This window comes from Flavobacterium cheonhonense (assembly GCF_035671315.1).
In the GTDB taxonomy this organism is placed as follows: Bacteria; Bacteroidota; Bacteroidia; order Flavobacteriales; family Flavobacteriaceae; genus Flavobacterium; species Flavobacterium cheonhonense.
The window spans coordinates 137,008-149,715 of sequence record NZ_JAXAVY010000002.1; the positions used below are offsets into that span (position 1 = coordinate 137,008).

The following is a 12,708-nucleotide window of genomic DNA, read 5'->3' on the forward strand; positions in this document are numbered from 1 at the left end:
GCACCCTCAAAACAGACACTTATTTAACAATGGTTCAAGAACAGCCCTATATTCCTAAAAATAAAGTAAGAATTGTTACTGCAGCTTCCCTTTTCGATGGTCATGATGCGGCCATCAACATTATGCGTCGTATTATCCAAGCCACCGGTGTAGAAGTAATACATTTAGGTCACGACCGCAGTGTAGAAGAAGTGGTAAATACTGCCATTCAGGAAGATGCCAATGCGATTGCAATGACTTCCTATCAAGGTGGTCACAATGAGTACTTTAAATACATGTACGATTTGTTGAAAGAAAAAGGCGCCGGACACATCAAAATTTTTGGTGGTGGCGGAGGCGTAATTTTGCCTTCGGAAATTTCAGAATTGCACGAATACGGCATTACTCGAATCTATTCACCGGATGACGGCCGCGCCATGGGCTTGCAAGGCATGATTAACGATTTGGTAAAACAAGCAGATTTTCCGGTAGGTAACGAACTCAACGGTGAAATCAATCACTTAGAGGAAAAGAATCCTACGGCGATTGCCCGTGTAATTTCTTCGGCAGAAAATTTTCCTGAAGTGGCTAAAGAAACACTAGATGCCATCCATAAGAAAAATGAAACGACTCACATTCCTGTTCTGGGAATTACCGGAACCGGCGGTGCAGGAAAATCGTCTTTGGTAGATGAATTGGTGCGTCGATTTTTAATCGACTTCCCGGAAAAAACCATCGGATTGATTTCAGTTGATCCGTCAAAAAGAAAAACCGGAGGTGCTTTGTTGGGCGACAGAATTCGAATGAATGCCATCAACAATCCAAGAGTTTATATGCGTTCATTGGCAACACGCCAGTCGAATTTGGCCCTGTCTAAATATGTAAACGAAGCCATTCAAGTATTAAAAGCTGCTAAATACGACATCATTATTTTAGAAACATCGGGTATCGGACAAAGTGATACGGAAATATTAGAGCATTCGGATGTTTCCTTATATGTAATGACCCCTGAGTTTGGTGCCGCCACGCAATTGGAGAAAATCGATATGTTGGATTTTGCCGATTTGGTGGCGATTAACAAATTCGACAAACGCGGGGCGCTGGATGCGATTCGCGATGTAAAAAAACAATACCAACGCAATCATAATTTGTGGGATGTGAATCCGGATGATATGCCGGTTATCGGAACCATTGCTTCACAGTTTAATGATCCGGGCATGAATACACTCTATAAAAAAATCATGGACAAGATTGTAGAGAAAACGGGCGCCGATTTACAATCGACTTTCGAAATCACTCGTGAAATGAGTGAAAAGATATTTGTCATTCCGCCACACAGAACAAGATATTTATCGGAGATAGCCGAGAACAATCGCAAGTACGACGAAACGGTTTTAACGCAAGTGGAAGTGGCTCAAAAGCTTTATGGCATTTACAAAACCATTGAAAGTGTGGCCAAAAAGCAACCGCAAATTGACAAGTCGGGAATCGAATCTAACAGTTTGAATTTCAATGATGATAACAAAGAGTTTTTAAACTTATTGTTGAAAGAATTTGACCGCGTTAAAATGAACTTAGATCCGTTCAACTGGGAAATCATCCACACATGGAACGACAAAGTCAATAAATACAAAAATCCGGTTTACAGCTTTAAAGTACGCGACAAAGAAATCAAAATTCAAACGCATACTGAAAGCTTATCACACTCGCAAATCCCAAAAGTAGCTTTGCCAAAATACCAAGCTTGGGGCGATATTTTAAAATGGAATTTACAAGAAAACGTGCCGGGAGAATTCCCGTTCGCTTCCGGTTTGTATCCGTTTAAAAGAGAAGGCGAAGATCCAACGCGCATGTTTGCCGGAGAAGGCGGACCGGAAAGAACCAACCGTCGTTTCCACTATGTGTCATTAGGTATGCCGGCCAAGCGTTTGTCAACGGCTTTTGATTCGGTTACCTTGTACGGAAACGATCCGGATTTGCGTCCGGATATTTACGGTAAAATAGGTAATGCCGGTGTTTCTATTTGTTGTTTGGACGACGCTAAGAAATTGTATTCCGGTTTCGATTTGAGTCACCCAATGACCTCGGTGTCTATGACCATTAACGGTCCGGCGCCAATGTTATTAGGATTCTTCATGAATGCGGCCATCGACCAAAACTGTGAAAAATATATTATTGAAAATAACCTTCAAGTAGAAGTAGAAGAGAAAATCAACGAAATCTACAAGAAAAAAGGTTTACCAAGACCAAGATATAACGGCGAATTACCACAAGGTAACAACGGCTTGGGATTGATGTTGTTAGGCGTAACCGGTGATCAAGTGTTGCCAAAAGAAGTGTATGACGACATTAAAATCAAGACTTTGACGCAAGTCCGGGGTACTGTTCAAGCCGATATTTTAAAAGAAGACCAAGCGCAAAACACTTGTATTTTCTCTACCGAGTTTGCACTGCGTTTGATGGGTGACGTTCAGGAATACTTTATCCAAAAGAATGTCCGCAATTTCTATTCAGTTTCGATTTCCGGTTACCATATAGCCGAAGCGGGAGCCAACCCAATTACGCAATTGGCGTTTACTTTGGCGAATGGTTTCACTTATGTAGAATATTACCTAAGTCGCGGCATGAACATTAACGATTTCGGTCCGAACTTGTCGTTCTTCTTCTCGAACGGAATCGATCCGGAATATGCCGTGATTGGTCGTGTAGCCCGTAAAATTTGGGCGAAAGCCATGAAAAACAAATACGGCGCTAACGAAAGAGCACAGATGTTGAAATACCATATTCAAACGTCCGGTCGTTCGTTACACGCTCAGGAAATTGACTTTAACGATATTCGTACCACGTTACAAGCCTTGTATGCGATTTATGACAATTGTAATTCCTTGCACACGAATGCTTACGACGAAGCCATTACCACGCCAACGGAAGAATCAGTGCGCAGAGCGATGGCCATTCAGTTGATTATCAACAAAGAATTAGGATTGGCTAAAAACGAAAACCCAATACAAGGTTCTTTTATTATAGAAGAATTAACCGATTTGGTAGAAGAAGCTGTGTTACAAGAATTCGACCGCATTACAGAACGCGGTGGCGTTTTAGGCGCTATGGAAACCATGTACCAAAGAAGTAAAATTCAGGAAGAAAGTTTGTACTACGAAACCTTGAAACATACGGGTGAATTTCCAATCATCGGTGTGAATACTTTCCTCAGTTCCAAAGGATCGCCAACGGTAATTCCGGCCGAAGTGATTCGCGCTACGGAAGAAGAAAAGCAATTCCAAATAGCCACGTTGCATAACCTTAAGCTAGCAAACACCGGCAAAGAAGAAGAGCAAATCAACGGGTTGCAAGAAGCGGCGATTAACAATAAAAATTTGTTTGAAAAATTAATGGAAGCCACGAAGTATTGTTCGTTAGGACAAATTACTTCCGCTTTGTTTGAAGTTGGTGGTCAGTACCGACGTAATATGTAAGCTGAACTACAATTATAAAATGATAAAACCTCACTATTAGTGAGGTTTTTATTTATCATCCGGATTTTGATTAAATTTTCGCACCATCGATTTCAGCAAAGCAGCGCGTTCGGCTTTCTTAGCTTTTTCCTTATCTTGTGCTTTGTGTAGCTTGTCGTTATAGGTTTTTATATTTTTAGCATTCTTTCGGCTCATGGGTCAAAGTTATAAAATTATCTTAAATTGAAAGTTTGGCATTAATATTGAACTGCAGAAAATATCATCAACCATTTAAATTATTATGTTATGAAAAAAATTACCCTTGTTTTAGCTTTTATCGGGATGATAACGCTACAAAGTTGTACTGTTAATGAAGACACCGGAAACGGTATAGATAACGACACCATAGGTGAAGTTTTTGAGTATACTAATGTTAACTTTTTACCAAATAGTTATACGGTAGTATTGGAATTTCCACATAGCATTTACAGTTCTGATATGGTTTTGGTTTACAGGCTAACCGATGTTTTTCAAGGGGAAAATGTTTGGAAGTTATTGCCTGAAAGTTATTACTTCAATGATGGAACTTTAGACCATAGATACGATTATAATTTCACTAGATTTGATGCTGAAGTATACTTAGAAGGATATGATTTGGCTGGTTTGTCTTCCGCTTCACGGTTAAATCAGAGATTGCGAGTGTTAGTAATTCCTGCTGCTTTTGGAAAGAATGGCACCATTGATTACAACGATTATAAGTCGGTTGTCAACGCTTACAACATAGATGAAAGTAAAATCATCAAGATCCAACAATAAATAATTTTACAGCATAAAAAAACCATCCGGTTTAGGATGGTTTTTTTTATGTTTATCAGGTATATTCTTAAGAAACTTCAATCGAAGTAACTTCTGTATTATGCCATATTCTCAACATTAGCTTCAGCCAATTTAGCATAAGTTCCGTTCACCAATTTTTCTCTAATAGCCTCAAAAGCCGATAACGTTTCATTGATATCTGCTAAAGTATGAGAAGCTGTTGGAATCATACGCAACAAGATAATGCCTTTCGGGATTACCGGATAAACTACAATTGACAAGAAAATACCATAGTTTTCTCTTAAGTCGTTTACCATCACCATGGCTTCCGGAATGGAACCTTCTAAGTATACCGGTGTTACACAAGTGTTGGTGTCGCCAATATTGAAACCTCTTTCTTTTAAGCCGTTTTGCAACGCATTTACGTTTTCCCAAAGTTTATCTTTCAAGCTGGGATTGTCTCTCAACAATTGTAAACGTTTTAAAGCACCAACGGTTTGAATCATTGGCAACGCTTTGGCAAACATTTGCGAACGCAAGTTGTATTTTAAATAATCGATAATGTCTTTATCTCCGGCTAAGAAAGCGCCGATACTGGCCATAGATTTGGCAAAAGTGGAGAAATACACATCAATACCGTCTTGACAGCCTTGTTCTTCTCCGGCGCCGGCTCCTGTTTTACCCAGTGTTCCGAAACCATGAGCGTCATCTACCAACAAACGGAAATTGTATTTCTTTTTCATTTCCACAATTTCTTTCAATTTACCTTGTTGACCACGCATTCCGAATACGCCTTCGGTGATGAATAAAATACCACCGCCGGTTTCCAAAGCCATTTTGGTTGCACGTTGCAAGTTTTTCTCCATGCTTTCCAAATCGTTATGTTTGTAGGTAAAACGTTTACCCATATGCAAACGAACACCATCAATAATACAAGCGTGTGCATCAACGTCATAAACGATAATATCATTTTTGGTGACCAAAGCGTCGATAGCCGACATGATACCTTGGTACCCAAAATTCAATAAGTAAGCAGCTTCTTTTTGTACAAAAGCAGCCAATTCTCTTTCTAATTGTTCGTGAGCATCGGTGTGACCACTCATCATACGAGCGCCCATTGGGTAAGCCGCGCCGTATTGTGCAGCAGCATCGGCATCGGCCTTACGTACTTCAGGGTGATTAGCCAATCCTAAATAATCATTCAAACTCCAGTTCAAAATGTCTTTGCCGTGGAATTTCATTCTCGGCCCTAACTCGCCTTCCAATTTTGGAAATACATAGTAACCTTCTGCTTGTGAAGCCCATTTTCCTAAAGGACCTTTATTGTTTTGTATTCTTTCGAATAAATCTTTTACCATCGTAAATGTATTTAAAAACGAGGCAAAAGTAGGCATAAATTTAGTTTACTCCTAATCATAACAGGGGTAAATTTTGAACCGTTTATTGTTGAAAAGCCAAATATTATCTAGCTTACCAATAATTTTACGATTTCGAATAAAGTGTCTTTGTCAACGGGTTTCGACAAATATTTGTTCATCCCGATTTCGATGACGCGCGTTTTGGTACTTTCCATCACATCGGCGGTTAAGGCGATGATGGGAATTTCTTTTTTATGTTCGCCGGCTTCTCCGTTTCGGATGGCAATAGTGGCTTCGTAGCCGTCCATCACCGGCATTTGTAAATCCATCAAAATAATGTCGTAATCGTTTTCGGTTAGTTTTTTCAAGCCTTCTTCACCGTTATTGGCAAATTCTACGGTAGTATTCAACCATTTTTTGGTAATCATTTTGATCACCATTTGGTTCATGGCATTATCTTCGACTACTAAAATGGTTTTTCCTTGCAGGTCGTATTCCAATTCGTTGCCCGGAAGCGAAGCTTTTTTAGGCACTTCGACGGTTTCGTAGGTCAGCTCAATTTCGCACACCGTTCCTAAGTCGACTGTGCTGTCAATTTTGATTCGCCCGTTGTGCAAGTTTATCAAATGCTTAACGATATATAGGCCAAGACCTAAACCACCAAACTTTCTTTTATTATTGATACCTTCTTGGGAAAAAGAATCGTAAATGCTGTTGATTTTTTCTTTAGAAATTCCAACACCGGTATCGCTTATCGTAAATAGGAAACTCACTCGATTGTCTTTTTCTTTTCGGGTTTCCAATTTGAATTTGACAAAACCTTCATGGGTAAATTTCAGAGCATTACTTAATACATTGTGCAAGATTTGATTTAATCTGGCAACATCACCATTCACCATTTCAGGCAAATCTTCACCTTTTTGGAAAGAGAAGTCGAGGCCTTTGTCGGCTGCTTCTCTGGCAAAATTATTGGCAATATGTTCAGTGGTTTTAACCAAATCAAAGTGCGCTAATTCTAATTTGATTTCGTTTTTCTCGATTTTGGAGAAGTCTAAAATGTCGTTGATGGAACTCAGCAAACTATGCGTTGAATATTTAATGATTTGACTGCCGTTCTGAATTTGCTCGTCTTTACAGTCTTTAGCCATAGATTTGGCGGTGTTCAAGATGGCATTTAAAGGTGTTCGCAACTCGTGACTGATGTTAGATAAGAAAAACGATTTGAGTTCGTTCATTTCTTCGGAGCGTTGGAGCGCCAAAGTTTGCAATTGCTCGCGTTCGTTTTTGAGATTTCGGATCAAGTTGGCCATTGAAAGCGAAAGAAAAATGACTTCCATTCCGGTACCTAATTTCGAACCGTTTTCTGTCCAAAAATTAAGCGGCAACAAACTGAAGTTTTTCAGAATAAAAACAACGAAACCGGAGACTAAAAAGAAAATACCTGTAGCAAAAAAGCGATCTAGCTTTTGGGTTTTTCTGTAAATGGCAATTTGTGACGCGATGATTAAACTGAGCACAATCAGACCCAATCCATTGGCAATAGGATAGGAGTGTTCAAAGGAGTTCGGAAAGATAAAAAGCGATAAAAACAAAGTTGCATTCAGCACATAAAGTGTGTAAAAGGCATAGGTAATGGTTTTGTTGTATTCCTTAATCTTTAAGAAAACTTGGGCATACCTGCCCAAAAAGAAATTGGCAATGCAAGCAAAAATAATTACAGCATGCAATGAAAGCCAGCCGGATTCCGGAGTAATTAATTGGTAAAAATAGCCGTCAATAGAGAACTGCAACAGACCGATAAAAACCACATACATGCTGTAATAAAAAAAAGTTTTATCGCGCATCGCAAAGAAGAAGAACAAGTACAAAATGGCGGCTATGATTAGAATACCATAGAAAAAGCCAAAAACAAACTGCTCAAAAGAAGTGGTTTGAATTAAAGCTTCCATAGAATAGAGAATCATGGGCATCGATAACATTTCGCCATCACTTTTTACATGCAAATAGAACTGTTGGTGTGTTTTGGGTTCCAATACAATTTTAAAAATCGTCTTGCGATGATCGAAATTTCTTTCGTGATAGGGAATGGCATCACCGCTGCGATATTTTCGTACTTTGTTAGAGGAGTCAATCACAAAAAGTTCTGCTACATCGGTTATTGGACGAGCAGTTTCGAAGAAGTAGACCTCTTTTTCCTCAGTCGTATTTTTGAGTTGGAATCGAACCCAAATGTGATGTGTAGTAAAACCAAAATCAGTATTCTCGTTGGGCATTGGAATAAACTGTAAGGTTTTGGATTGTCGCACTTCTTCAAAACTGAGTGCTTGGTTTCCTAAATCAACATATTGGGCTAATTGATGTATAGATTGTTTACCGGAATCGGTTGCTTTTTGTAACAAATACTGGCTGTAGGCTGAGTTTGTGTTCAAGCACAAAAAAGCCAATAGCCATAAGTATTTGAAACAATGAAAGATTGGGCTGTTTCTCGTCATTGTTGGGTTTTGTTTTTGTTTGCGAAACTATGTACGCAAAAGATTGTTTTTTGGTTTTTGGTTTACAAGTTTATTTTAATAAAATGACACTTTAATGGTTTTTCTATTTTTAAAATTGATGGCTCTATAAATTAAATACCTTTGTCATTTATAAAAAGAGATTATCATGCAACTTGTTTTCGCTTCAAATAATGCCAATAAAATCAAAGAAATTCAATTGTTATTGCCCGAAACCATTCAGGTTTTGAGTTTGGAAGACATTGGTTGTTTTGACGATATACCGGAAACGGCAAATACCATTGAAGGCAATGCAATTTTAAAAGCGAATTATGTGACCGAAAAATTTGGTTATGCCTGTTTTGCCGATGATACCGGTTTGGAAGTGGCCGCTTTGAATGGTGAACCGGGCGTTTTTTCGGCGCGTTATGCCGGTGAGCAGAAAGATTCGAATGATAATATGGACAAGTTGTTGGCGAATTTAAAAGGCAATAACAATCGAAAAGCACATTTTAAAACGGTGATTTGTTTGAATCTCAATGGCAAGCAACAGTTGTTTACCGGCATCATTAACGGACAGATTACTACAGCAAAAAAAGGCAATAACGGATTTGGTTATGATCCGATTTTTATAGCCGATGGATATACCCAAACTTTTGCCGAATTGTCTATGGCGGAAAAATCAGCTATCAGTCACCGTGGCTTGGCGGTAAAGCAGTTGGTGGATTTTTTGAGTCACTGATTCCCGTAGAAAAGATTAGTTCCTTTAGCCCCGACAGAAGCAAACTACCGAGTAGTGCGGATGGCGGGAGCAGTGGTGCTGAGAAAAGAAATGGTTCCGCTCCTAAACCTTAAAAATCTACTCAAAATAGTGGCCCAACTCAGTTACTCAGCGACTCAGAAACTCAGTTACTTTGTTAAGCAAAAGTTAACTTATTAATTTTCAGTCACTAACAAATTAGCGTATATGGTTTTTAAAGACTACCTTTGCCCCAAATTTTAAAACTTTATATGAATAAATTTGAACAATTAGGTCTGAATGAATCGTTACTGCTGGCGATCAAAGATCTAGGATTTGAGAATCCGTCAGAAGTCCAGGAAAAAGCGATTCCGGCACTATTGGAACAAAACACAGACTTGGTTGCCTTAGCGCAAACAGGAACAGGGAAAACCGCCGCTTTTGGTTTTCCGCTTATTCAAAAAATTGATGCCGAAGACAGAAGTACGCAAGCGTTAATTTTATCACCAACGCGTGAGCTATGCTTACAAATCACCAACGAGATTAAACAATACTCAAAATATGTAAAGGGTTTACATACAGTGGCAGTTTATGGTGGTGCAAGCATTACGGAACAAGCCAGAGAAGTAAAGCGTGGCGCACAAATTATTGTGGCCACACCCGGTAGAATGCAAGACATGATTAATCGTGGGCTTGTGAATATTAAAAACATCAATTACTGTATTCTTGACGAGGCAGATGAGATGTTGAACATGGGATTTTATGACGATATCGTTTCGATATTATCAGATACTCCAGATGAGAAAAACACTTGGTTATTTTCGGCTACTATGCCGGCAGAAGTGGCGCGTATTGCGAAGAAATTTATGGCCAATCCGGTAGAAATCACCGTAGGACATAAAAACTCAGGTTCTAAAACCGTGTCACACGAATTTTATGTAGTGAATGCTCGTGATCGTTACGAAGCTTTGAAACGCTTGGCCGATGCGAATCCGGATATTTTTTCCGTAGTATTTTGTCGTACCAAACGCGATACGCAAGCGGTAGCGGAAAAATTAATTGAAGACGGTTACAACGCAGCTGCTTTGCACGGCGATTTGTCGCAAGCACAACGTGACGGTGTAATGAAATCGTTCCGTGGCAGACAGATTCAAATGTTAGTGGCCACAGACGTTGCGGCTCGTGGTATTGACGTAGACAACGTAACGCACGTAGTAAACTATCAATTGCCGGATGAAATTGAAACGTACAATCACCGTTCAGGCCGTACCGGTCGTGCCGGAAAATTGGGAACGTCTATTGTAATCATCACTAAAAGTGAGATTCGCAAGATTCATTCGATTGAAAAAATCATCCAACAAAAATTTGAAGAGAAGACTATTCCAAGCGGCATCGAAATTTGTGAAATCCAATTGTTACACTTGGCTAACAAAATCAAAGACACTGAAGTAGACCACGAAATAGATAACTATTTACCGGCTATTAATGAAGTTTTGGATGGGTTGACCAAAGAAGAATTAATCAAGAAAATGGTGTCGGTTGAATTCAATCGATTCATTAATTACTACAAAAAGAAACGCGATTTATCGGGTGAGAAATCAGACAGAGGTTCTTCGGAACCAAGAGAAATCAGAGCCGGCGATCCGGTACGTTATTTTGTAAACATTGGTGCTCGTGACGATTTCGATTGGATGCAGTTGAAAGACTTCTTGAAAGAAACGTTAGATTTGGGTCGTGATGACGTATTTAAAGTAGATGTAAAAGAAGGTTTCTCTTTCTTTAATACCGATGGGGAACACACTGATAAAGTAATGTCGATTCTCAACGGATTTGACCTTAACGGCCGTCGCATCAACGTTGAAATTTCGAAAAATGAAGGTGGAAGTCGCGACAGACGTGACCACAACGGAAGAAGTGGTGGCGGAGAAAGAAGAAGCTCAGGCGGATTCGGAGGAAGAAGCGGTGGCGGAAGTTTCGGACCACGAAAAGAGGGCGGTTTCAGAAGTGACAGAAGTTCAGCTCCAAGAGAAGGTGGCTTCAGAAGCGAAAGAAGTTCAGACAGATCAAGAAGAGAACCCGGTTCTTTTCAAAGAGAAGGCAGCGCACCAAGACGTTCTTCTGAAAGCAATTCCGACAGACCGGCAGGACGCTCGTTTGAAGCGGCTAAAAACCGTAGACCGAGAAGAAGCTAGTATTTTACGAATTTCTTATTAAAATAGACAACTCCGTTTTGCTTTGGTAAAACGGAGTTTTTTGATTTTACCCTATTGAAAATTGCGGTGAAAATACTTTTTTCTGAGGTGTTTGGTTGTATTTGTTAATTTTCTTCTAATTCTGTGTCGTAACCGTCCGTTTTCTTAAAAGAGTTTCATACTTTTAAACCATCAAAAACAGCTATGAAATACTTTTTACTTTCTATTCTTTTTTTACTAGCCTTTACCACTTCGGCTCAGGTTAATACGGTGTCTCAAAAAGTTTCCGGTACCATTGTGAACGATAATAGTTTGTTACCGATTCCGAATGCTAACATCATTAATATCAACAAAGTCAAAGGGGTAACCACTAATACCAGCGGTTATTTCGAGATGGAAGTCAGCGTTAGTGACACTTTGCACATCTCTATTTTAGGCTATCGCTCGTTGCGCGTTCGTGTGACCAACGATTGGATTAAAAACGGTACGGCTAAAATTTTAATGACCGAAAAAGCCATTGCTTTGGAAGAAGTGATAGTACGCAAATATGATTTGACCGGTTACTTAGAAGTCGATTCTAAACTCATTCCTGAAAAAGAAAATTACCGTTACAGCATTTCCGGATTGCCGCAAGCTTATGAAGCCGGGGAAAGTTCTCCCAATGCTTTTAGTCGCGTATTGGGTTCGATTTTCAATCCCGCCGATATGCTGTACAATTTCTTTGGCAACAAACCCAAAGAGCTCAAAAAGCTGAAAGCGATGAAGAAAGACGATACCGTTCGGAATTTATTGGAATCGAAGTTTGACCGCGAAACCATAGCAGTACTTTTGGGTGTAGATAAAAAAGACATAGCCGAGATATTGCAGCGTTGTAATTATTCGGAATCTTTTATTCAAACGGCCAACGATTTACAAATTATGGACGCTATTAGTTCTTGTTACGAAGAATACAAAGTATTGTCGAAAAAACACGAAAAATACATCAAGGAATAACTATAGTTCTGCGTAATAGCGCTCTTCAATGCGCTTGATGTCTTTGATCGAATTTTTAGCCCATAGCAACCTTTTTTCCAGAATTTCTTCCGGACTTAATTCCCAGTTCAAATCCGATTGGCGAAGGCGAGTGGTGATGTCTTGAATGATGATAGCCGCTGAAACCGAAATGTTCAAACTCTCCGTAAAACCGACCATAGGAATTTTTAAGCAACCGTCGGCTTGTTCAATTACCTCGGGAGATAAGCCTTGTTTTTCTGTTCCGAAAAAAATAGCACTTTTTTTAGTGATATCGAATTCGTGTAAATAACAAGAATCGTTGTGCGGTGTAGTGGCGATGATTTGATAACCTTTGTCTCGTAGGGAATCGATACAGTTTTGCATCGAGTTGTATCGGTTGATGTCGACCCATTTTTGAGCGCCCATCGCAATTTCGGTGTCGATTCGTTTGCCGAATTTTTGCTCTACTACATTGAGTTCCTGAATCCCGAAAACTTCACAACTTCGCATAACCGCACTGGTATTATGCAGTTGATAAACATCTTCCATAGCAATGGTAAAGTGATTGGTTCGGTTTTTTAATACTTCTAGAAAGCGTTGTTTCCGACTGTCGGTTAAAAAGCCTTCGAGGTATTTCAAGTAATCAAGGTCAATCATAAAAATTGTTTTGCCAAAAATAGCAAAAAT

9 protein-coding genes are annotated in these 12,708 nt (G+C 39.4%); 5 read left to right on the plus strand and 4 right to left on the minus strand.

Annotated elements, in window-relative coordinates:
• The first annotated feature begins 29 nt into the window (after window positions 1-29).
• Window positions 30-3,455, plus strand: a complete 3,426-nt coding sequence (locus SK086_RS06505; protein WP_324690544.1) for a methylmalonyl-CoA mutase family protein — start codon at window positions 30-32, stop codon at window positions 3,453-3,455.
• Window positions 3,456-3,503: 48 nt separating this feature from the next.
• On the opposite strand, the gene SK086_RS06510 is transcribed toward SK086_RS06505, so the two are convergent.
• The gene (locus SK086_RS06510) at window positions 3,504-3,650 is read right to left on the minus strand and encodes a hypothetical protein (RefSeq protein ID WP_324690545.1); all 147 of its coding nucleotides are present in this window, start codon (window positions 3,648-3,650) and stop codon (window positions 3,504-3,506) included.
• Between the two features lie 90 nt (window positions 3,651-3,740).
• On the opposite strand from SK086_RS06510, the gene SK086_RS06515 reads away from it, so the two are divergent.
• A complete protein-coding gene (locus SK086_RS06515; protein ID WP_324690546.1) occupies window positions 3,741-4,250 on the plus strand; it encodes a hypothetical protein in 510 nt (169 codons plus the stop codon).
• A 98-nt stretch (window positions 4,251-4,348) separates the two neighbouring features.
• Here SK086_RS06515 and SK086_RS06520 read toward each other — a convergent pair whose 3' ends face one another.
• Window positions 4,349-5,608, minus strand: a complete 1,260-nt coding sequence (locus SK086_RS06520) for an aminotransferase class I/II-fold pyridoxal phosphate-dependent enzyme (protein ID WP_290874597.1) — start codon at window positions 5,606-5,608, stop codon at window positions 4,349-4,351.
• Between the two features lie 107 nt (window positions 5,609-5,715).
• A complete protein-coding gene (locus tag SK086_RS06525; protein ID WP_324690547.1) occupies window positions 5,716-8,100 on the minus strand; it encodes a hybrid sensor histidine kinase/response regulator in 2,385 nt (794 codons plus the stop codon).
• A 166-nt stretch (window positions 8,101-8,266) separates the two neighbouring features.
• Between SK086_RS06525 and SK086_RS06530 the strand changes: the two genes are divergently transcribed.
• The 3 genes from SK086_RS06530 to SK086_RS06540 all read left to right on the plus strand — a co-directional run bounded on the left by SK086_RS06530 (window position 8,267) and on the right by SK086_RS06540 (window position 12,021).
• A complete protein-coding gene (locus SK086_RS06530; RefSeq protein WP_324690548.1) occupies window positions 8,267-8,839 on the plus strand; it encodes a non-canonical purine NTP diphosphatase in 573 nt (190 codons plus the stop codon).
• A 269-nt stretch (window positions 8,840-9,108) separates the two neighbouring features.
• Entirely contained in the window at window positions 9,109-11,028 is a 1,920-nt protein-coding gene (locus SK086_RS06535) for a DEAD/DEAH box helicase (protein ID WP_324690549.1), read from the plus strand.
• A 204-nt stretch (window positions 11,029-11,232) separates the two neighbouring features.
• Window positions 11,233-12,021 carry a carboxypeptidase-like regulatory domain-containing protein gene (locus SK086_RS06540; RefSeq protein ID WP_324690550.1) on the plus strand — a complete coding sequence of 263 codons (789 nt, stop codon included), beginning with the start codon at window positions 11,233-11,235 and terminating at the stop codon, window positions 12,019-12,021.
• Here SK086_RS06540 and SK086_RS06545 read toward each other — a convergent pair whose 3' ends face one another.
• Complete coding sequence (locus SK086_RS06545) at window positions 12,022-12,678, minus strand: TrmH family RNA methyltransferase (protein ID WP_324690551.1); 657 nt, start codon at window positions 12,676-12,678, stop codon at window positions 12,022-12,024.
• Between the last annotated feature and the right edge of the window lie 30 nt (window positions 12,679-12,708).